The sequence below is a fragment of the Kytococcus sp. HMSC28H12 genome, from assembly GCF_001816045.1.
In the GTDB taxonomy this organism is placed as follows: domain Bacteria; phylum Actinomycetota; class Actinomycetes; order Actinomycetales; family Dermatophilaceae; genus Kytococcus; species Kytococcus schroeteri.
The window spans coordinates 1-18,838 of sequence record NZ_KV824497.1 but is presented as its reverse complement, the minus strand read 5'-3'; the positions used below and the strand labels follow the sequence as shown (position 1 = coordinate 18,838).

22 protein-coding genes are annotated in these 18,838 nt (G+C 73.1%); 10 read left to right on the top strand and 12 right to left on the bottom strand.

Annotation, left to right across the window (positions count from 1 at the left end; translation table 11 throughout):
- Nucleotides 1-341: sulfurtransferase (locus tag HMPREF3099_RS12910; protein WP_371327518.1), on the top strand; the 341-nt coding region annotated here is incomplete at its 5' end.
- A gap of 9 nt (nucleotides 342-350) precedes the next feature.
- On the opposite strand, the gene dusB is transcribed toward HMPREF3099_RS12910, so the two are convergent.
- Nucleotides 351-1,607, bottom strand: a complete 1,257-nt coding sequence (gene dusB / locus HMPREF3099_RS07170; protein WP_070705353.1) for a tRNA dihydrouridine synthase DusB — start codon at nucleotides 1,605-1,607, stop codon at nucleotides 351-353.
- Entirely contained in the window at nucleotides 1,604-2,545 is a 942-nt protein-coding gene (locus HMPREF3099_RS07165; RefSeq protein ID WP_070705352.1) for an ArgP/LysG family DNA-binding transcriptional regulator, read from the bottom strand. Before HMPREF3099_RS07165 ends, dusB begins: the two co-directional genes overlap by 4 nt.
- A 79-nt stretch (nucleotides 2,546-2,624) precedes the next feature.
- Between HMPREF3099_RS07165 and HMPREF3099_RS07160 the strand changes: the two genes are divergently transcribed.
- Complete coding sequence (locus HMPREF3099_RS07160) at nucleotides 2,625-3,230, top strand: LysE/ArgO family amino acid transporter (RefSeq protein ID WP_083323593.1); 606 nt, start codon at nucleotides 2,625-2,627, stop codon at nucleotides 3,228-3,230.
- On the top strand, nucleotides 3,227-3,832 hold the full coding sequence (locus HMPREF3099_RS07155; RefSeq protein ID WP_070705351.1) for a LysE/ArgO family amino acid transporter: 606 nt from the start codon (nucleotides 3,227-3,229) through the stop codon (nucleotides 3,830-3,832). Before HMPREF3099_RS07160 ends, HMPREF3099_RS07155 begins: the two co-directional genes overlap by 4 nt.
- A 101-nt stretch (nucleotides 3,833-3,933) precedes the next feature.
- Here HMPREF3099_RS07155 and HMPREF3099_RS07150 read toward each other — a convergent pair whose 3' ends face one another.
- On the bottom strand, nucleotides 3,934-5,340 hold the full coding sequence (locus HMPREF3099_RS07150; protein WP_070705350.1) for a glycine--tRNA ligase: 1,407 nt from the start codon (nucleotides 5,338-5,340) through the stop codon (nucleotides 3,934-3,936).
- A 60-nt stretch (nucleotides 5,341-5,400) separates the two neighbouring features.
- Between HMPREF3099_RS07150 and HMPREF3099_RS07145 the strand changes: the two genes are divergently transcribed.
- Genes HMPREF3099_RS07145 through HMPREF3099_RS07130 form a run of 4 tightly spaced genes read left to right on the top strand, consistent with a single transcriptional unit; the run spans nucleotide 5,401 to nucleotide 8,491 of the window.
- Nucleotides 5,401-6,402 (top strand): metal ABC transporter substrate-binding protein, encoded by a 1,002-nt coding sequence (locus tag HMPREF3099_RS07145; RefSeq protein ID WP_070705349.1) that lies wholly within the window; start codon nucleotides 5,401-5,403, stop codon nucleotides 6,400-6,402.
- Entirely contained in the window at nucleotides 6,399-7,085 is a 687-nt protein-coding gene (locus tag HMPREF3099_RS07140; protein ID WP_070705348.1) for a metal ABC transporter ATP-binding protein, read from the top strand. The genes HMPREF3099_RS07145 and HMPREF3099_RS07140 overlap by 4 nt, the downstream gene beginning before the upstream one ends.
- Before the next feature lies 1 nt (nucleotide 7,086).
- On the top strand, nucleotides 7,087-8,073 hold the full coding sequence (locus HMPREF3099_RS07135; RefSeq protein WP_331250395.1) for a metal ABC transporter permease: 987 nt from the start codon (nucleotides 7,087-7,089) through the stop codon (nucleotides 8,071-8,073).
- Nucleotides 8,074-8,098: 25 nt separating this feature from the next.
- Nucleotides 8,099-8,491 carry a Fur family transcriptional regulator gene (locus tag HMPREF3099_RS07130; protein WP_070705346.1) on the top strand — a complete coding sequence of 131 codons (393 nt, stop codon included), beginning with the start codon at nucleotides 8,099-8,101 and terminating at the stop codon, nucleotides 8,489-8,491.
- On the opposite strand, the gene HMPREF3099_RS07125 is transcribed toward HMPREF3099_RS07130, so the two are convergent.
- The 3 genes from HMPREF3099_RS07125 to HMPREF3099_RS07115 all read right to left on the bottom strand — a co-directional run bounded on the left by HMPREF3099_RS07125 (nucleotide 8,464) and on the right by HMPREF3099_RS07115 (nucleotide 10,588).
- Nucleotides 8,464-9,258 (bottom strand): isoprenyl transferase, encoded by a 795-nt coding sequence (locus tag HMPREF3099_RS07125; RefSeq protein ID WP_070705345.1) that lies wholly within the window; start codon nucleotides 9,256-9,258, stop codon nucleotides 8,464-8,466. The two genes, HMPREF3099_RS07130 and HMPREF3099_RS07125, sit on opposite strands and share 28 nt — an antisense overlap.
- A gap of 1 nt (nucleotide 9,259) precedes the next feature.
- Nucleotides 9,260-10,075: a DNA repair protein RecO gene (gene recO / locus HMPREF3099_RS07120; protein WP_070705344.1), complete on the bottom strand. Its 816-nt coding sequence runs from the start codon at nucleotides 10,073-10,075 to the stop codon at nucleotides 9,260-9,262.
- Between the two features lie 75 nt (nucleotides 10,076-10,150).
- Nucleotides 10,151-10,588 carry a phosphoesterase PA-phosphatase gene (locus HMPREF3099_RS07115; protein ID WP_141494784.1) on the bottom strand — a complete coding sequence of 146 codons (438 nt, stop codon included), beginning with the start codon at nucleotides 10,586-10,588 and terminating at the stop codon, nucleotides 10,151-10,153.
- 85 nt (nucleotides 10,589-10,673) lie between these two features.
- On the opposite strand from HMPREF3099_RS07115, the gene HMPREF3099_RS07110 reads away from it, so the two are divergent.
- The gene (locus HMPREF3099_RS07110) at nucleotides 10,674-11,324 is read left to right on the top strand and encodes an alpha-ketoglutarate-dependent dioxygenase AlkB (protein ID WP_070705342.1); all 651 of its coding nucleotides are present in this window, start codon (nucleotides 10,674-10,676) and stop codon (nucleotides 11,322-11,324) included.
- 45 nt (nucleotides 11,325-11,369) lie between these two features.
- Here HMPREF3099_RS07110 and era read toward each other — a convergent pair whose 3' ends face one another.
- From era to HMPREF3099_RS07080, 6 genes are all read right to left on the bottom strand, one after another.
- A complete protein-coding gene (gene era / locus HMPREF3099_RS07105) occupies nucleotides 11,370-12,302 on the bottom strand; it encodes a GTPase Era (RefSeq protein ID WP_070705341.1) in 933 nt (310 codons plus the stop codon).
- A complete protein-coding gene (locus tag HMPREF3099_RS07100) occupies nucleotides 12,299-13,708 on the bottom strand; it encodes a hemolysin family protein (RefSeq protein ID WP_083323590.1) in 1,410 nt (469 codons plus the stop codon). The genes era and HMPREF3099_RS07100 overlap by 4 nt, the downstream gene beginning before the upstream one ends.
- Complete coding sequence (ybeY, locus tag HMPREF3099_RS07095; RefSeq protein ID WP_070705340.1) at nucleotides 13,705-14,208, bottom strand: rRNA maturation RNase YbeY; 504 nt, start codon at nucleotides 14,206-14,208, stop codon at nucleotides 13,705-13,707. The genes HMPREF3099_RS07100 and ybeY overlap by 4 nt, the downstream gene beginning before the upstream one ends.
- Nucleotides 14,205-15,254 carry a PhoH family protein gene (locus HMPREF3099_RS07090; protein ID WP_070705339.1) on the bottom strand — a complete coding sequence of 350 codons (1,050 nt, stop codon included), beginning with the start codon at nucleotides 15,252-15,254 and terminating at the stop codon, nucleotides 14,205-14,207. The genes ybeY and HMPREF3099_RS07090 overlap by 4 nt, the downstream gene beginning before the upstream one ends.
- Before the next feature lie 42 nt (nucleotides 15,255-15,296).
- Nucleotides 15,297-16,796 (bottom strand): amino acid permease, encoded by a 1,500-nt coding sequence (locus tag HMPREF3099_RS07085; protein WP_070705338.1) that lies wholly within the window; start codon nucleotides 16,794-16,796, stop codon nucleotides 15,297-15,299.
- A 171-nt stretch (nucleotides 16,797-16,967) separates the two neighbouring features.
- The gene (locus tag HMPREF3099_RS07080; protein WP_070705337.1) at nucleotides 16,968-17,315 is read right to left on the bottom strand and encodes a histidine triad nucleotide-binding protein; all 348 of its coding nucleotides are present in this window, start codon (nucleotides 17,313-17,315) and stop codon (nucleotides 16,968-16,970) included.
- 64 nt (nucleotides 17,316-17,379) lie between these two features.
- Here HMPREF3099_RS07080 and HMPREF3099_RS12045 point away from each other — a divergent pair, with 64 nt between their 5' ends.
- Both HMPREF3099_RS12045 and HMPREF3099_RS07070 read left to right on the top strand, forming a co-directional pair.
- On the top strand, nucleotides 17,380-18,006 hold the full coding sequence (locus HMPREF3099_RS12045; RefSeq protein WP_168168476.1) for an RNA polymerase sigma factor: 627 nt from the start codon (nucleotides 17,380-17,382) through the stop codon (nucleotides 18,004-18,006).
- On the top strand, nucleotides 18,003-18,838 hold an 836-nt coding region (locus HMPREF3099_RS07070; protein ID WP_070705336.1), incomplete at its 3' end, for a protein kinase domain-containing protein. The genes HMPREF3099_RS12045 and HMPREF3099_RS07070, both read left to right, overlap by 4 nt.

Genomic DNA, 18,838 nt, shown 5'->3' with positions numbered 1-18,838 from the left:
CGGCCGCCCGCTACCGCGGCGAGGAGCTCGGCCCCGACCCGGTGGGCGGCCACCTACCGGGCTTCCGCAGCCTGCCCGTCGCCGACCTCTACTCCGACGGCGTGCTGCGCGACCCCGAGGAGGTCCGCGCCCGGCTGGCCGATGCCGGCGTCGACGCCACGACGCCCGTGGTGGTCTCGTGCGGCTCGGGCATCACCGCCTGCCAGGTGGCGCTGGCCCACCAGCAGGTGTTCCCCGGGGCTCCGGAACCCGTGCTCTACCCGCCGTCGTTCAGCGGCTGGCTCGCTGGCGGGCACCCACTGGCCACCGGCGCCGAGCCGGGCACGATGCCGCCGGCCTGAGCCGGGGCCTCAGCCGCCGTCGACCGACAGTTCGGCGGCCCGCATCCGGGCGGCCCACTCGTCGCTCAGCTCGCGGCTGGCCAGCCAGTTCTCCGGCAGGGCCACCTGACGCTCCGAGCCCTTGCGCCCGCGCGGCCCATCGGCGGCCTCGGCCGGCCACACCTGGTCGAGGTCGAGGGTGTCGATGAGCGCGTCCAGGTCGGCCAGCGAGTTCACCAGCCCCAGCTGCGAGCGCAGCTGGCCGCCCACCCGGAAGCCCTTGAGGTACCAGGTGATGTGCTTGCGGATGTCCCGGCAGGCGTGGTTCTCGTCCTCGTGGAAGTCCGCGAGGTACTCCGCGTGCCGGCGCAGGGTGGCGGTCACCTCGCGCAGGTCCGGGGTGACGCGGGCGTCGGACCCGGCGAAGGCCGCGGCGAGGTCGGTGAACAGCCACGGCCGCCCCAGACAGCCGCGGCCCACCACCACGCCGTCGCAGCCGGTCTGCTCCACCATCCGCAAAGCGTCCTCGGCCGACCAGATGTCGCCGTTGCCCAGCACCGGGATGGTGGTGACCTCCTGCTTGAGGCGGGCGATCTCCTCCCACCGCGCCTGCCCCGAGTAGGCCTGGCTGGCGGTGCGGGCATGGAGCGCGACGGCGGCGGCGCCCATGTCCTCGGCGATGCGGCCGGCCTCCAGGTGGGTGTGGTGGTCCTCGTCGATGCCGATACGCATCTTCACCGTCACCGGGATGCCGGCCTTCTCGGCCTCCTGGACCGCCGAGCGCACGATGTCGCGGAACAGTGTGCTCTTCCACGGGATGGCCGCGCCGCCGCCCTTGCGGGTCACCTTGGGCACGGGGCACCCGAAGTTCATGTCGATGTGGTCGGCCCGGTCGTGCTCCACGATGTCGCGGGCCGCGGCGCGCACCGTGGCCGGGTCCACGCCGTACAGCTGGATGGAGCGGGGGTCCTCCGCGGCGTCGAACTCCACGAGCTTCATGGTCACCGGGGTCCGCTCCACGAGCGCGCGGGTGGTGATCATCTCGGACACGTAGAGGCTCGAGGCACCGCTCGCGCCCCCGGCCGCCAGTCCCTCCGTGCCGTACTCGCGGCACAGGCGCCGGAACGCGCGGTTGGTGATGCCCGCCATCGGGGCCAGGACCACCGGGGAGTCGATGGTGAGCCGCCCGATGCGCAGCGGGGGCAGCACGGGCGTGCCCGGTGAGGCGGCGCCGGAGGGCACGTCGGGCAGAGCGGAGGGCGAGGCGGTGGCGGGGGTGCTGGTCATGACAGCCGATCATTCTCCCAGACCGCCGCCGGGCGGACGACCTCCCGCGCGACGGCCGCCAACCGCTCCCCCAGCAGGTCCAGCACGGCCGACTCGATGCGGGGCCGGTGCCACACCAGGGGCACATCGCGGTAGCCCGGCGCGATGCGCACCAGCTCCCCGGACTCGATCTGGTCGTGCATCCGCCCCTCGGGGACCAGCCCCCAGCCCAGACCCAGCAGCACCGCCTCCTCGAACTCGCGGTTGGCCGGTACGAAGGTGGTGGGCGGCCGCAGGTCGGTCTCCAGCAGGCGTGCCAGGTAGGCGTACTGCAGCAGGTCCTTGCGGTCGAAGGCGATGACGGGCGCCACCGCCATCGCCTCGGCGGTGGGCCCCTCGGGCAGGTGGCGCTCCACGTACCCCGGGGTGGCCAGCGGCAGGTAGCGGATGGTGCCCAGCGGCACCGCGGTGTGGCCCTGCACCGGGGTGGGGTCGGAACTCAGTGCGGCCACGACCCGACCCTGCCGCAGCAGGTCCACCGAGTGGGCGTCGTCCTCGCGGAAGAGCTCGAAGCTCACCGGCACCTCGCGTTCCACCTGGGCCATGGCCGGCAGCAGCACGAGGGCCAGGGCGTCCGCGCCGGTCGCGAGCGGTACCGAGAGCCGGGTGCGCGGGTGGGCCTCGGAGTCCAGGTGGTGCGAGGCCGTGAGCCGGGCCACCGCCTCGTCTCGCAGCAGCGACCACTGCAGCGCCAGGGCGAGCAGCACCTCGCCGTCGGGGGTGGGCCGCACCGGCTTGGTGCGGCTCACGAGCACGGCGCCCACCGCCTTCTCCAGGGCGCGCATCCGCTGGGACACCGCCGAGGGCGTGATGCTCAGCGCCTTGGCGGCCCGCTCGAAGGTCCCCTCGCGCACCGTCGCGCGCAGCGTCGTCAGTCCCACCGGGTCGAGCACATCCATGAAGCAGATCTTAGGGTCGCTCAGGGATCATCAAGATTCTGATGCCTGCGCCGGGCGCGGTCGTTCCTACCCTGCAGCCATGGAGAACGTGAGCATCGTCGCCTCGGGCCTCGTGACCGGCATCGGCCTCATCGCCGCGGTCGGCGCGCAGGGCGCCTACCTACTGCGCCGCGGCCTGATGCGCGAGCACGTGACCGCACTGGTGGTCTTCTGCGCCCTCTCGGACATCGTCATCATCGGCGCCAGCGTGCTGGGCATCGGCGCCGTCATCGAGCAGTTCCCCGCGGCGCTGGGCGTGGTGCGCCGGGTCGGGGCGGCCTTCCTCGTGGCCTTCGCGCTGGCCTGCTTCCGACGGGCCGCGCGCCCCTCCCCGATGGTGGGATCCGGTGGCAGCTCGGTGGGCCTGCGCCGCGCCCTGGCCACCATGGCCGCGTTCACCTGGCTCAACCCGCACCTGTGGCTGGACACCGTGCTGCTGGGAACGCTGGCCAACGGGTACGGCGCCGACGGGCGGTGGTTCTACTACGCCGGGCTGTGCACCGCCTCGGTCGTGTGGTTCACCGCGGTGGGCTACGGCAGCGCGCGCCTGGCGCCGGTGTTCGCCCGCCCCCGCTCCTGGCAGGTGCTCGACACCGTGGTCGGCACCCTGATGCTCGTGCTGGGGACCGGCCTGGTGCTCCAGTGATCGGCCTGGTCGCCTCCGGGTTCGCCACCGGCATCGGGCTCATCGCGGCGGTGGGCGCGCAGAACGCCTACCTGCTGCGCCGCGGCCTGCGCCGGGAGCACGTGCCGGCGCTCGTGGCCCTGTGCGCCGCCTCCGACATCGTGCTCATCGGCGCCGCCGTGCTGGGCGTCGGCGTGGTGCTCACCTGGTGGCCGCCGCTGCTGGAGCTGGTCCGCTGGGGCGGCGCGGCGTTCCTCGTGATCTACGGCCTGTCCTGCCTGCGGCGCGCGTGGAAGGGCGGCGAGTCCCTCGAGGCCGGGGCATCCGGCCCGTCGGTCAGCGTGCGCCGTGCGATGCTCACCATGGCCGGGTTCACCTGGCTCAACCCGCACCTGTACCTGGACATCACCATCCTGGGCGGCCTGGCCAACGGCCACGGGCAGACCGGCCGGTGGTGGTACTACCTCGGTCTGGTCACGGCCAGCGCCACCTGGTTCAGCCTCCTCGGCTTCGGGTCCGCGCGCCTGGCCCCGGTGTTCTCCCGCCCGCGGTCCTGGCAGGTGCTGGACACCCTCATCGGCGTGACGATGCTGGTCCTGGCCGCCGGCCTGGCGCTCCGCTGAGGCGAGGCCGGGGCACAGGCCGCCCGCCCCACCTCGCCCCCAACGCCCGCGGGCCCGCCCACCCACAGTGGTGGACGAGCCCGCGGGTCGTGGTGCTGGCCTCAGCAGCCGACCAGGCGCTGGGCGAGGTACCCGGTGACCTCGGCCAGCGGCACGCGCTCCTGCGACATCGTGTCGCGCTCACGGATGGTCACCGCCTGGTCCTCCAGGGTGTCGAAGTCGACCGTGACGCAGAACGGCGTGCCGATCTCGTCCTGGCGGCGGTAGCGGCGGCCGATGGCGCCGGCGTCGTCGAAGTCGACCTCCCAGTGCTGGCGCAGCTCGGCGGCCAGCTCCTTGGCGCGCGGGGTGAGCTGCTCGTTGCGGCTCAGCGGCAGCACGGCCACCTTGACCGGCGCCAGGCGCGGGTCGAGGCGCAGCACGACGCGCTTGTCGACACCACCCTTGGCGTTGGGCGCCTCGTCCTCGGTGTAGGCGTCGATGAGGAAGGCCATGAGCGCGCGGGTGAGGCCGAACGCCGGCTCGATGACGTAGGGCGTGTAGCGCTCGCCGGTGGCCTGGTTGAAGTAGGACAGGTCCTGGCCGGAGGCCTTGGCGTGCACCGAGAGGTCGAAGTCGGTGCGGTTGGCCACACCCATGAGCTCGCCGAACTCCGAGCCGGAGAAGCCGAAGCGGTACTCCAGGTCGATGGTGCGGTCGGAGTAGTGCGAGAGCTTCTCGGTGGGGTGCTCGTAGCGGCGGATGTTCTCCGGCGTGATGCCCAGGTCGGTGAACCACTTCTCGCAGACGTCGATCCACTCGTCGAAGTACTGCGGGGCCTCGGCCGGCGGCACGAAGTACTCGAGCTCCATCTGCTCGAACTCGCGGGTGCGGAAGATGAAGTTTCCGGGCGTGATCTCGTTGCGGAAGGACTTGCCCACCTGCGCGATGCCGAACGGCGGCTTCTTGCGGCTGGTGGTCATGACGTTGGCGAACTGCGTGAAGATGCCCTGCGCGGTCTCCGGGCGGAGGAAGTGCTTGCCGCTCTCGTCCTCGGTGACGCCCAGGTAGGTCTTGAGCAGGCCGGAGAACTGCTTGGGCTCGGTCCACGCACCCTTGGTGCCGCAGTTGGCGCAGGCGATCTCCTCGAAGGAGACCGAGTCGGGGTCCACCTCCTTGCCCTTGGCGGCGGCCTTCTCAGCCACGGCCTCCTGCAGGTGGTCGGCTCGGAAGCGCTTGTGGCAGGACAGGCACTCCACGAGCGGGTCGGTGAAGGTGGCCACGTGGCCGGAGGCCTCCCACACCGCCGGGGGCAGGATCACCGCGGAGTCCAGGCCGACCACGTCGTCGCGCATCTGCACCATCGTGCGCCACCACTGGCGCTTGATGTTCTCCTTGAGCGCCACGCCGAGGGGACCGTAGTCCCAGGCCGAGCGGGTCCCTCCGTAGATCTCGCCGGTGGGGAACACGAATCCACGGCGCTTGCAGAGGGAGACGACGGTGTCGACGGTGGAGGTCTTCTTGGCCATGGGCACAGGGTACGGGTCCCCGATTTGACGATCATTCTCGCCTCCCTGAGAATGATTGTCATGCCCTCCCACACCCTCAGCCCCCGCCGGCGTGCCCTGCGCGCGGGCAGCATCGCCCTGACCGCCACCCTGACCCTCGCCGCGTGCGGGGGCACCGACGAGGGCGGCGGCTCGGCCGACGAGGGGAAGGTGCAGGTCGCCAGCGGGTTCTTCCCGCTCAGCGAGCTGGCCCGCGCCGTCGGCGGCGACCACGTGGAGGTCACCCAGGTGACCCCGGACGGCAGCGACCCCCACCACCTCGAGATGACCCCGCAGGCCACCGGCCGGCTGCAGGAGGCCGACCTGGTGCTGCACCTGCGCACGATGCAGCCGGCGCTCGACGCCGCCGTGGAGGCCGTGGCCGCCGACCGTGCGTGGGACGCCGGCGAGGCCGTCGACCTCGAGGCCGGGCCCCGCACCGGGAAGGCCGAGGAGTCTGGCCACGAGGGGCACGACCACGCGGCCGAGGCCGAGGCCGGCCACGACGGGCACGACCACGGTGGCGTGGACCCGCACTTCTGGCTCGACCCCGTCGCCTTCGGCGAGGCCGCCACCTCCCTGGGCGACGCGCTCGCCGAGCGCGACCCCGAACACGCCGAGGACTACCGCCGCAACGCCCAGGAGTACGTGCACCAGCTGGAGGAGCTCGACGACGACCTGGCCCAGCAGCTCGGTCACTGCCGCAGCACCGACCTGGTGGTGGGCCACGAGGCCTACGCGTGGTTCGGCGCCCGCTACGGCTTCCACCAGCTGGGCGTGGCCGGCCTGTCGAACGAGGCCGAGGTCTCCCCCGCCCGTCTGGCCGAGCTCACCGACACCATCAAGAAGTCCGGGGTGAGCACCATCTACGCCGAGCCGCTGGCCCCTCGCGACAACGCCCGCACCCTGGCCGACGAGACCGGCACGACGGTGGAGGTCCTCGACCCCGCCGCGGGCCTCACGGACTCCTCGGCCGCCCGCGACTACCTGGGGATCATGCGCCACAACGGCGAGGTGCTGCACACCGGTCAGGGCTGCGAGTGAGCGACGCCCTCGTCCTGCAGGAGGTCGTCTACGGCTACGACGGGCACCCTGCGGTGGGCCCGGTCTCGGCCACCGTCCCGGCCGGCCAGAGCGTGGCCATCACCGGGCCCAACGGCGCGGGCAAGTCGACCCTGGTGACCGGCCTGCTCGGCCTCACCGACCAGCTCTCCGGACGGGCCGAGCTGCTCGGCACCCCCCTGCGCCGCCTGCGCGACCGCACCCGCATCGGGTACGTGCCCCAGCACCACTCCGTGACAGGGGCCCTGCACGCCACCGTGGGCGAGGTCATCCTGGCCGGGCGCGTGGCCGCCCTGCCGTGGTGGCGCCACCCCGGCCGCTCCGACCGTGAGCTGGCCCGCCGCGCCGCCGCCGACGTGGGGCTGGAGGACCGCCTCCACCACAATCTGGCCGACCTCTCCGGCGGGCAGCGGCGTCGCGCCCTGCTGGCCCGCGCCATCGTGTCGCGCCCCGCCCTGCTGGTGCTCGACGAGCCCACCGCGGGCGTGGACCTGGCCAACCAGGAGCTGCTGGCCGTGCTCCTGCGCCGCCTGGCCGACGACGGCTTGACCATGCTCGTGATCACCCACGAGCTCGACCCCATCGCCTCGGCGCTGGACCGCGTGCTCACCCTGACCGGGGGCCGCCTCACCGACGACCGCATGCTGGAGGTGCACCGTGGCTGAGATGCTGCAGTTCGATTTCATGCAGCGGGCCCTGCTGGCCGCGCTGCTCGTGGGGGCCGTGGCCCCGATGGTGGGCATCTTCGTGGTGCAGCGGGGGCTCAGCCTCATCGGCGACGCCCTGGGCCACGTGGCCCTGGCCGGCGTGGCCGTGGGCGTGGTGATGCAGGCGCAGCCGGTCTGGACCGCGCTGGCGGTGGCGGTGCTGGCGGCGGTGGTCATCGAGGCCCTGCGTGCCCGCGGCGGCACCGCCAGCGACGTCGCCCTGGCACTGATGTTCCACACCGGCATCGCGCTGGGCGTGGTGCTCATCAGCACCTCCCCGGGCACGGCCAACCTGGAGAACTACCTGTTCGGTGCCATCACCACCACCAGCTCGGCCGACCTGCGCCTGTTCGTGGTGCTCGGCGTGGTGGTCGCGGTGGCCACCACCCTGCTGCGCCCGCGCCTGTTCGCCGTGGCCCAGGACGAGGTGTACAGCCGCTCCCAGGGGCTCCCCGTGACGGCCCTGAACATGCTGCTCTCCGCGCTGGTGGCGGTCACCATCGTCATGTCGATGCGGGTGGTGGGCCTGCTGCTCATCTCCGCGCTGATGATCGTGCCCATCGCGACCTCGCAGTTGCTCACCCGCAGCTTCGCCGCCGCGTGGTGGATGGCCATGGTGCTGGGGGCGCTCTCCGGCGTCGGGGGCGTCGTGGTCAGCTACACCTACGACCTGCCCTCGGGCGGCACCATCGTGCTGCTGGCCGTGGCGGTGTACGCCCTGGCCGTGCTGGGCACCTGGGTGGCCCGCCGGGTCCGGGTCGGACGCCACCGCCGGGCCTCGCTCGCCGAGCACCACGCCCACGAGCACCACCCCGACTGCGAGCACCCCGCAGTCCCCCACGGCGACCACCTCGACTACCTCCACGGGGACCACCTGCACCATCCCCACGAGGGTCACTACGATGAGCGGCCGCTGGACGCCTCGGCGCCGGCACCACGTCCATGACCCCGTCCCTCTCGCAGGAGCACCGGTGACCACGAACCGTCCCCGCCGGACCCGTCAGCAGTCCGCCGTGCTCGAGGCCCTGGGCTCCCGCACGGACTTCGTGGCCGCCCAGGAGCTGCACGTGGCCATGGCCCGCGCCGGGCACAAGGTGGCGCTGGCCACGGTCTACCGTGCCCTGCAGTCCTTCGACGAGGCCGGCGAGGTGGACACCCTCGTGACCGAGGGCGGCGAGACGCTCTACCGCGCCTGCCGCACCACCGCGCACCACCACCACCTGGTCTGCCGCGAGTGCGGCGACACCGTCGAGATCGACGGGCCGGCCGTGGAGCAGTGGTCCGAGCAGATCGCGGCCCAGCACGGGTTCTCCGAGGTGAGCCACACCGTGGAGCTCTACGGGCGCTGCTCCGCCTGCTCCTGAGGCCGGTCCACCGCGCCGCCGAACCGGCGGTCGCGCCCGGCGTAGCGCTCCAGGGCCGCCCACAGGTGGCGGCGGTCGAAGTCCGGCCACAGCGTGTCCGGGAAGTCCATCTCGGCGTACGCGCTCTGCCAGAGCAGGAAGTTGCTCGTGCGCTGCTCGCCGGAGGAGCGCAGGAAGAGGTCCACGTCCGGCATCGAGGGCTCGTAGAGGTGGCGGGCGACGGTGGCCGCCGTGATGCCGCCGGGGCGCAGCCGACCGGCCTCGACCTCGCGGGCGATGGCGCGCACCCCGTCCACGATCTCTGCGCGCCCGCCGTAGTTGACGCAGAAGTACAGGGTGAGCCGGTCGTTGTGCCGGGTCATCTCCTCGGCGGCCTCGAGCTCCTTGATGACGCCGCGCCACAGCCGCGGCCGGCGGCCCACCCAGCGCATGCGCACGCCCCAGGCGTCCAGCTGGTCGCGGCGGCGGCGGATGACCTGGCGGTTGAAGCCCATGAGGAAGCGGACCTCCTCGGGCGAGCGGCGCCAGTTCTCCGTGGAGAAGGCGTACGCCGAGAGGTGCGGCACCCCGGCCTCCAGGGCGCCGGCCACCACGTCGAGCAGCGCCCCCTCCCCCGCCTCGTGGCCGGCGGTCCGCGGCAGGCCGCGCTCGTTGGCCCACCGGCCGTTGCCGTCCATGACCACGGCCACGTGCTGGGGCAGCTCGTCGGGGGCCAGCTGCGGCGGGCGGGCCCCGGAGGGGTGCGGGAAGGGCGGCTCGTGGGTCATGTCACTGTCCCGTCGTCTCGGCGGATGGTGCGGCGTGCTCGGTCGGCTGCACGGGGCCCGGCCCGGTGAGCACGAGGTCGGGGTCCAGGTGGCGCACCGACCGCACCTGCCGATCGGTGTGCCACTGCAGGTGCGCGGTGACCAGCTCCTGCACCTCGCGGCGCCGGGAGGCGGCCCCCTCGGTCCCCAGGACCTCGCGCACGGTACTCCAGTGCGACTCCCCCAGGGCGTCCAGCAGGCGGATGCTGTCGGGGTGCGGCGCCCAGGCGCCGGCCCGCCGGCAGGAGGGGCAGACCACACCCCCCGCGGCAACGTGCACCCCGCGGTGGGGGCCGGGCGCACCGCAGGCGGCGCAGTCGCGCGTGGCCATGGGCCAGCCGGCCACCGCCATGGCACGCAGCAGGTAGGCGTCCATGAGCACGTCCGCCGGCCACTGCCCGGCCGCGAGGGCCGAGAGGGCCCCGGCGAGCAGCCGGAACTGCGGCGGGTTGGGCTCTCCCTCGTCCAGCAGGCTGTCGGCGGTCTCGCACATCACCTGGGCGCACACCCACCCCGCGTAGTCGCGGGAGATCGCCTCGCCGTAGGTGGCCATGGACTCGGCCTGGGTGATGGTGTCCAGGCTGCGCCCCTCGTAGCACTGGACGTCCACCACCATCGCGGGCTCGAGGCGGGCCCCGAAGCGCGACCGGGTGCGGCGCACCCCCTTGGCCACGGCACGCACCTTGCCGCGCTGGTGCCCCAGCATCGTGACGATGCGGTCGGCCTCCCCCAGCGGGTGGGTGCGCAGCACGATGGCGGCGTCGCGGTAGAGGGGCATCCCCCGATTGTGCCGTGGCCCGGCGGTGGTGCAGGCACCGGGACCGGTCCGGGCCCGGCGGTGGGCTGGCGAGCGTCAGGCGGTGTCCCACCAGGTGGCCGCGGCGACAGCGGCCGCGACCAGTCCGCCCAGCACCACCTGGGCCACGCTGTGTCGCCCGCGCCGCACCCGCGCCCACGCGACGACGGGGACCAGCAACCCCAGCACCACACCGCAGAGGTGGGTGCCGGTGACCCACAGGGCCACCGCTCCGCCGGCCACCACACCGGTGTGGAAGGAGACCTTGTGCACCACGGTGACCAGGGCCAGCACCAGCAGGGCGGCCAGCATCGCCGCGAGCACACGGACCAGCGCGGCCGGGGCACCGGCCAGGTGCAGCAGGGCGAGCCCGACGGCCACACTCACCACCGCCGCAGCCAGGGGGACCAGGCGCTGCTCCCGCCGCACGATGTGCGCGTCGGCCACCCGCCCGGCTCGCCGCAGCAGGCGGACCACACCCAGGGGCACGAGCACCACAGGTGGGTCGAGGGGCGGGGCACCTTCGCATGGTCGGGGATCGGCGACCTCGCGGCTGGCTCAGGTGTTCTATCCTGGTGGCATGTCTGTACGCACGCTTGCCGTGGCCCCCGGGCAGGGGTCGCTCCTCGACCAGGTGGACGACCTGGGCCTGCGCCCCCTGGGCCGGGCCGTGACGCGCCGCGTCCTCGACCACGGGGCCTGGGTCGACGTGCGGCCCGGCTGGGTGACCGGTTCCCGGACGCTGCTGGAACACCTGCTGGACGCCGTGCCGTGGCAGGCCGAGCGGCGCCGCATGTACGACCGCGTGGTGGACACCCCACGCCTGCTGCGCTTCTACGCCGAGCACGAGCCGCTCCCCCACCCGCTGCTCGTCGCGGCGCGTGAGGCCCTCGACGCCCACTACGCCGCGGAGCCGGCCGCGGAGCCGTTCGCGACCGCGGGCCTGTGCCTCTACCGCGACGAGCACGACTCCGTGGCCTGGCACGGCGACCGCATCGGCCGCGGGGCCACGCACGACACGATGGTGGCCATCGTCTCGGTGGGCGCGCCACGGCGGCTGCTCCTGCGCCCGCGCGGCGGCGGGGCCTCGCTCACCCTGCCCGTCGGCCACGGCGACCTCGTGGTCATGGGTGGCTCCTGCCAGCGCACCTGGGAGCACGCCGTGCCCAAGGAGCGGCACCCCACCGGGCCGCGCGTCAGCATCCAGCTCCGGCCGCGCGGGGTGCGCTGAGCCGGCCCCGCCCCGAGAGGACGGTGGCCGGCCCGGCGGGGCGGGTCAGAAACCCAGGCGCTGCAGCTGCTTGGGGTCGCGCTGCCAGTCCTTGGCCACCTTCACGTGCAGGTCCAGGTGCACGCGCTGGCCGAGCAGCTGCTCGATCTGCTCGCGGGCCGTGGTGCCCACCTCGCGCAGCCGCGACCCACCGCGGCCGATGATGATCGCCTTCTGGCTGGGGCGCTCCACGAAGACGTTGACGCGCACGTCCATGAGCGGCTTGTCCACCGGGCGGTCCTCGCGCGGCAGCATCTCCTCCACCACCACGGCCAGGCTGTGCGGCAGCTCGTCGCGCACACCCTCCAGGGCCGCCTCGCGCACCAGCTCGGCCACCATGACGTCGGTGGGTTCGTCGGTGAGCACGTCGTCGGGGTACAGCGGCGGGGAGAGCGGCATCCGGTCGCCGATGAGCTCGCGCACCAGGTCGAGCTGCTCCCCGTTGACCGCCGAGCAGGGCACGATCTCGTCGAAGTCGCCCATCTGGTCGATGGCGATGAGGTGCTCGGCCAACTGGTCCCGGGAGACCAGGTCGGCCTTGGTGGCAATGGCGATCACCGGTGTCCGCCGGCCGCGGCGCACCTCGTCGAGCTCGGCCGCGATGAACTTGTCACCGGGCCCGGGTTTCTGGTCGGCGGGCATGCAGAAGCCGATGACGTCCACGTCCAGCAGCGTCTCGCGCACCACGTCGTTGAGCCGCTCGCCCAGCAGGGTGCGGGGCTTGTGGAGGCCGGGGGTGTCCACCACCACCAGCTGCCGCTTCGCGTCACTGAGGATGCCGCGCACCGTGTGCCGCGTGGTCTGCGGCTTGTTGGAGGTGATGGCCACCTTCTGCCCCACCAGGGCGTTGGTCAGCGTGGACTTGCCGGCGTTCGGTCGGCCGACGAAGCACACGAAGCCCGCCCGGTAGTCCTCGGGGAAGTCGGGCGTGATCGTCATGGGTGCTCCTTGGCAGGCGGGGTGTCGGGGTCCATCATGCCCGGGCCCGCGGGCTCCGGGTCGAGCTCCGCGCCGGCGGGGTGGGCACCGGAGCCGGGGTCACCGGGCAGGTCGTCCCGGGCCTCCTCGGCGTCGCTGGCGTGGCCGACCCACTCGGCGATGACGGTGGCCACGCGGTGCCGACGGCCCGAGAGGCGCTCGGCGGTGAGGCGGATGCCGGCCACGTCGCCGGTGGAGCCCACGATCGGCACGCGGTCGGTCAGCTTGGCCAGCAGCCCGCCGACGGTCTCCACGTCCTCGGTGACCTCCTCGGAGAAGGACACCTCGAAGAGCTCGGCGAGGTCGTCCACGTCCATCGAGGCCGCGACGCGCCAGGTGCCGTCCTCGAGCTGCGTGGACTCCACGCTCTCGCGGTCGTGCTCGTCGGTGATCTCCCCGACGATCTCCTCGAGGATGTCCTCGATCGACAGGATGCCGGCGGTGCCGCCGTACTCGTCGACGACCACCACCAGGTGCGTCTGGGAGACCTGCATCTCGCGCAGCAGCGCGTCCACGCCCTTGCTGTCGGGCACGAAGGTCGCCTCGCGCATCACCTCGGCGGCGGTGACCTCCTCGCGGGCGGACGGGTCGGCGTTCACCCGCCGCACCACGTCCTTGAAGTGCACGATGCCGAGCACGTCGTCAGTGCCCCCCTCGCCCACCACGGGGATGCGACTGAAGCCCGACCGCAGCGCCAGGCTCATCACCTTGCGCAGCTGCTTGTGGCCCTCGATGACCACCATGTCCGTGCGGGGCACGAGCACGCGCCGCGCGGTGGTGTCACCGAGCTCGAAGATGGAGTGGATCATCTCCCGCTCCCCGGCCTCGATGACGGCGCTCTCGCCGGCCATGTCGACCATGTCGCGGAACTCGGCCTCGTTCTCGAAGGGGCCCTCGGCGAAGCCCTTGCCCGGGGTCACGGCGTTGCCCACCACGATCAGCGTCTTGGACAGCGGACCGAGCAGGTCGCGGGCGCGCGCCACGGCCGGGGCGGCGCGCAGGGCGATCGCCTCGGCGTTCTGACGCCCCAGCGTGCGCGGGGAGACCCCGAGCACCACGTAGGACACCACCGTCACCACCGCGATGGCCACGGGGAGCTCCCACCCGGTGGCCAACCAGCGGTCGATGGCCACGGTGAACAGCACCGCCACGGCGCACTCCCCCAGCACGCGCAGGAAGGTGACCACGGACATGTGGGCAGCCGTGTCGTCCAGGATGCGGGCCAACGCGTCACCGCCGCGGCGGCCCTCCTGGGCCAGGGCCTCGGCGTGGCGCTTGCTCACGCGCTGCAGGGCCGTCTCGGCCATGGTCATGAGGTGGGTGAGGGCCACCAGCACCACGGCGGCCACCACCAACCACACGGTCACGAACGGTCCCCCGCACTGCCGGGGCGCGGGGCGGCGGTGGTGCTGCGGCCGGTGAGGGCCAGGTAGGAGGCGAGCAGCTCGGCCTGGAGGGCGAACATCTCGCGCTCCTCCTCGGGCTCGGCGTGGTCGTGGCCCAGCAGGTGCAGCACGCCGTGCACGGTGAGCATGAGCAGCTCGTCGCCCACGGGGTGGCCGAGCTTCTCCGCCTGCGCGGCGGCCACCTGGGGGCACAGGACGATGTCGCCGAGCACCCCAGGCTCGGACGGGCGCTCGGGTGTCCCGGGGCGCAACTCGTCCATGGGGAAGCTCATGACGTCGGTGGGGCCGGCGAGGTCCATCCACTGCTCGTGGAGCACCTCGATGGCGGCGGGCTCCACGAACCGGATGCACAACTCGGCGGCCGGGTGCACGTGCAGGGCGTCCATGGCGTGCTGGGCCGCGGCCTGCACGTCGGCGGGGTCGCAGCGGGGGTCGTCCTCGACGAGCACCTCGATGGTCATGCGCGGTCCCCGCCGGCCGGGCGCTCGGCGCGGCCGCCCGGTCGGCCACCGCGGCCGGACTGGGTGGCGTCCCACGCCCCGTAGGCCTCCACAATGCGGGAGACCAGCCGGTGGCGCACCACGTCCACGGCTGTCAGGTGCGAGAAGTGCACGTCCTCCACCCCGGTGAGGATCTCCTCGACCACCGCCAGGCCGGAGCGGGTGCCACCGGGCAGGTCGACCTGCGTGGTGTCGCCGGTGATCACCATCGTGGAGCCGAAGCCCAGGCGGGTGAGGAACATCTTCATCTGCTCCGGAGAGGTGTTCTGCGCCTCGTCGAGGATGATGAACGCGTCGTTGAGGGTGCGCCCGCGCATGTACGCCAGCGGGGCCACCTCGATGGTGCCGCTGGCCATGAGCCGCGGGATGGAGTCGGGGTCGACCATGTCGTGCAGCGCGTCGTAGAGCGGCCGCAGGTAGGGGTCGATCTTCTCGTTGAGGGAGCCGGGCAGGAAGCCCAGTCGCTCGCCGGCCTCCACGGCGGGGCGCGTGAGGATGATGCGGCTGACCTCCTTGGCCTGCAGGGCCGCCACGGCCTTGGCCATGGCCAGGTAGGTCTTGCCGGTACCGGCCGGGCCGATGCCGAAGACCACCGTGTGCTCGTCGATCGCGTCGACGTACTGCTTCTGGCCGAGCGTCTTGGGCCGGATGGTCTTGCCGCGGTTGCTGATGATGTTCTGCGTCAGCACGTCGGCGGGCCGCTCGGCGGTGCGCGCCCGGAGCATGCCGATGGAACGCTCCACCGCGTCGGCGGTCAGGGCGTGCCCGCCCTGCACCATGACCAGCAGCTCCTCCACGAGCCGCTCGGCGAGCGAGACCTCCTGCACCGGACCGGCGAGGTGCAGCTCGTCACCGCGGGCCAGCAGGTCCACGTCGGGGAAGGCGCGTTCGATGGTGCGCAGCAACTGGTCCTGGGGCCCCCAGAGGGAGACCAGGGAGACCCCCTCGGGGAGGGTCACCACCGAACTGGTGCGCTGGGGGCCGGCCGCGGGGGTGTTCTGAGTCATCGTGGCCTCGAGTCTAGGCGGTGCCCCCGACGACCGAGCAGGTCACCGGGAGAGGTCGGCCTGCTCGGGCGCCACCGGCCGCGAGCCGGTGACCAGGCGGTGCACCAGCCACACACCCAGGAAGAGCGGCAGGCCCAGGTAGGTGGTCAGCAGGCCGAGCAGGCTCTCGGTGCCGAAGCCGTCGACGCGGATGTCGTCGAAGATGGTCCATCCCTGGCCCACGACCACCACGGCGCACATCGCCAGGGCCACCAGCGGGCCCACCGGGAAGGCCCAGGCGCGGTACGGCAGGTCGCGGGGGTCGCCGCCCTGCGCCACGTAGGCGCGGCGGAAGCGGTAGTGGCACCAGGCGATGCCCATCCAGGTGATGAAGCCGGCCAGACCCGAGGCGCTCACGAGCCAGGTGTAGGCCTGCCCCTCGCCCACGAGGCTGGTGAGGAAGCACAGGGCGCCCACGGCGGCGGTCACCAGCAGGGCGGCCACCGGCACGCCACGGCGGTTCACGCCGCCGAGGAAGGACGGGGCCTTCCCGGAACGCGCCAGGCCGTAGAGCATGCGGGTGGAGGAGTACATCCCGGCGTTGCCCGCCGAGAGGATGGCCACGAGGATCACCGCGTTCATGATGTCGCCGGCGTAGGGGATGCCGGCCTCGCCGAAGACGAGGGTGAACGGCGCGATGGAGATGTCCTCGCTCTCGCTGGCGTTGAGCAGGCGGGCGTCGTCGTAGGGCAGCAGGAAGCCGATGACCGCGATGGCGCCGATGTAGAAGAGCATGATGCGGAAGAAGACCGAGCGGATGGCCTTGGGGATGGTCTTCTCCGGCTCGTCGGCCTCACCGGCGGCCACACCGACCATCTCGGTGCCCTGGAACGAGAACCCGGCGATCATGAAGATGCTCAGCATGCCGGCCAGGCCGCCCACGAAGGGGGCCTCGCCCCGGGTCCAGTTGCTGGTGCCCGGGGAGCCGTCGCCCAGCACGCCGGCGATCATGAGCACGCCCACCACGAGGAACACCAGCACGGCGATGACCTTGATGGACGAGAAGAGGAACTCCCCCTCACCGAAGGCTCGCACGGTGACGATGTTGAGCAGCAGCAGCACCCCGAGGAAGGCCGCCGACCAGATCCACCCCGGCACGTCGGGGAACCAGTAGCCCATGACCATCTCGGCGGCCACCAGCTCCACGGCCACGGTGATGGCCCAGTTGAACCAGTAGTTCCACCCGGTGGCGAAGCCGAACGAGGGGCTCACGAAGCGTGTGCCGTAGGCCTCGAAGGAGCTGGCCAGAGGCAGGTAGGTGGCCATCTCGCCCAGGCTCTGCATGAGCAGGAAGACCATGACGCCGATGGCCGCGTAGGCCAGCAGGGCGCCCCCGGGCCCGGCCGTGCTGATGGTGGCGCCCGAGGCCACGAACAGTCCGGTGCCGATGGCGCCACCCAGCGCGATCATGTTGAGGTGGCGCGCGCTCAGCTTGCGCTGGAGCTGCTCCTCGGCCCGCCCGTCGGTGACGGCGGGTTCGGTGGGTGGGGCGACGGTGGCCATGGGGGTCCTTGCGGGGAGGGGGGTCATGGGTGGCCGGAACCTAGCACGCGCCCAGCCGATTTCCCGGGGGTTCCGGCGAGTGGGCCGGCAACGGGAAGGCCTGCGGCCCGGCGGGCGGTTCACCGCAGGCCTTCCCGTCAGCCCGGCCTCTGGGGCATGACGCAGGTCACCTCAGCCGGGCGGCCACTGCAGCTGGCGCCCCCCGATGACGTGCAGGTGCACGTGGTCGACCGACTGCTGCCCGTGCTCACCGGTGTTGGCCACCACGCGGTAGCCGTCCTCGGCGAGCCCCTCCTGCTCGGCCACCTTGGCCACGGTCTGCAGCAGGTCGGTGGCGGCGGCCGGGTCGTCCACGGCCACGGCGGCGAGATTGCGGTGGTGGTCGCGCGGCACCACCAGCACGTGGGTGGGGGCCTGCGGGTCGATGTCGCGGAAGGCCAGCGAGCGGTCGGACTCCACGACGACGTCACCGGGGACCTCCCCGACGACGATCTTGCAGAACAGGCAGTCGGTGCTCATGCGCGTCACCCTAGCCCCGGCAGCCGGCGTCGGCCTGCCGTCGGCCCTGCGTAGCATGCCGTGCATGGACCCCCGGAACGCCCTGCAGTCGGCCCTGGCCGCCGGCGACTCGCTGCGGGCTCGTCAGCTGCTCGCGGATGCGGGCCCGGACGGGCGCGAGGCCCTGTGGTCGGTCCTGGCGTCGGCCGCGAGCGGCGGCTCGACCAGCGGCCGGGAGCTCCTGCTCGAGCAGCTCTCCGCCTCCGGCGTGGTCCACAGGTTCGTCGCCTCCCGCCTGCTCGACGAGGCCTCGGTCGACGACGTGGTCCAGGAGACCCTGATCTCCGTGGCCAACTCGGTGGACTCGTTCAGGGGCGGGGCGGCCGTCACCACCTGGGTGGCCTCCATCGCCCACCGGCGGGTCGTCGACCACCTGCGTCGCCGGCGCGAGGCCGTGCAGCTGCCGGCGGACGTGGCCTCCCCGGGAGCCCGGCTCAGCTCGCAGGTCGCCACCCGCGAAGCCCTCGACGGTGCGCTCCGCGAGCTTCCCCCGCCCTACCGCGAGGTGGTCGTGCTCCGCGAGGTGCGGGGCCTCAGCTACGCCGAGATCGCCGACCACCTCGAGCGCCCCCTCGGCACGGTCAAGGCTCAGGTGGCGCGAGGTCGGGCGCTGGCCGCCCATGCCCTCCACGAGGGGCAGGTCCACCGGTGAGCCGTCACCGGGTGGGCCGCCTCCACCTCCAGGAGGTGCTGGGGGTGGGCTCCTTCGCCACGGTGCACCGTGCCCACGACCCGGTGCTGGACGACACCGTGGTGGTCAAGGTGCTGGCCGAGAACCACAGCCTCAACCCCGACGTCCGGGAGCGCTTCATCACCGAGGGGCGGCTCCAGCGACGGATCCGCAGCGAGCACGTGGTCGGCGTGCACGACCTCGGGGAGACCGACCACCAGCAGCCGTACCTCGTGCTCGAGGAGGCCGACCGGGGCAGTCTGGGCGCCCGGGTCGAGGCGCGACGGCGAGCCGGGTGGAGCGCCTCGACCGACGACCTGCTGGTGGTGGCCCGCGACCTGGCGGCCGCCCTCGGGGCCGTCCACGCCGCGCGGGTGGTGCACCGCGACCTCAGTCCGGCCAACGTGCTGCTGCGCTCGTGGCCGGCGGACCGGCCCGGGGCGGGGGCACGGCACCGCCAGGGCCCGCCCCGCGCCACGCTGCTGGAGCCCGACGAGCGCCTGCTCCTGTCCGACCTCGGCCTGTGCAAGGACCTGGCGGTCAACTCCGGCCTCACCGTGGGCGTGGGAACCCGGGGGTTCCGCGCCCCGGAGATGGACGCCCCGGCGGGGGTGGTGGACCACCGCACGGACCTCTGGTCCCTCTCAGCCCTGGTCACGTGGGTGGCGGGCGACGCCGAGCTGCCGCAGCCCGTCGTCGCCGCCCTGCGCCGGGGGTGCGCAACCGACCCCGACGACCGTCCGGCTGACGTGCAGGAGTGGCTGCGGGAGCTCGAGACCGCCCTCGCGCCCCGCACGACGCCCTCCCCCACCCC

Coding starts and splice junctions, on each gene's coding strand:
- dusB (WP_070705353.1), bottom strand. CDS start 1,607: ATGACCAGCACCCCCGCCACCGCCTCGCCCTCCGCTCTGCCCGACGTG.
- HMPREF3099_RS07165 (WP_070705352.1), bottom strand. CDS start 2,545: ATGGATGTGCTCGACCCGGTGGGACTGACGACGCTGCGCGCGACGGTG.
- HMPREF3099_RS07160 (WP_083323593.1), top strand. CDS start 2,625: ATGGAGAACGTGAGCATCGTCGCCTCGGGCCTCGTGACCGGCATCGGC.
- HMPREF3099_RS07150 (WP_070705350.1), bottom strand. CDS start 5,340: ATGGCCAAGAAGACCTCCACCGTCGACACCGTCGTCTCCCTCTGCAAG.
- HMPREF3099_RS07145 (WP_070705349.1), top strand. CDS start 5,401: ATGCCCTCCCACACCCTCAGCCCCCGCCGGCGTGCCCTGCGCGCGGGC.
- HMPREF3099_RS07135 (WP_331250395.1), top strand. CDS start 7,087: ATGCTGCAGTTCGATTTCATGCAGCGGGCCCTGCTGGCCGCGCTGCTC.
- HMPREF3099_RS07125 (WP_070705345.1), bottom strand. CDS start 9,258: ATGACCCACGAGCCGCCCTTCCCGCACCCCTCCGGGGCCCGCCCGCCG.
- recO (WP_070705344.1), bottom strand. CDS start 10,075: ATGCCCCTCTACCGCGACGCCGCCATCGTGCTGCGCACCCACCCGCTG.
- HMPREF3099_RS07110 (WP_070705342.1), top strand. CDS start 10,674: ATGTCTGTACGCACGCTTGCCGTGGCCCCCGGGCAGGGGTCGCTCCTC.
- era (WP_070705341.1), bottom strand. CDS start 12,302: ATGACGATCACGCCCGACTTCCCCGAGGACTACCGGGCGGGCTTCGTG.
- ybeY (WP_070705340.1), bottom strand. CDS start 14,208: ATGACCATCGAGGTGCTCGTCGAGGACGACCCCCGCTGCGACCCCGCC.
- HMPREF3099_RS07090 (WP_070705339.1), bottom strand. CDS start 15,254: ATGACTCAGAACACCCCCGCGGCCGGCCCCCAGCGCACCAGTTCGGTG.
- HMPREF3099_RS07085 (WP_070705338.1), bottom strand. CDS start 16,796: ATGGCCACCGTCGCCCCACCCACCGAACCCGCCGTCACCGACGGGCGG.
- HMPREF3099_RS07080 (WP_070705337.1), bottom strand. CDS start 17,315: ATGAGCACCGACTGCCTGTTCTGCAAGATCGTCGTCGGGGAGGTCCCC.
- HMPREF3099_RS12045 (WP_168168476.1), top strand. CDS start 17,380: ATGGACCCCCGGAACGCCCTGCAGTCGGCCCTGGCCGCCGGCGACTCG.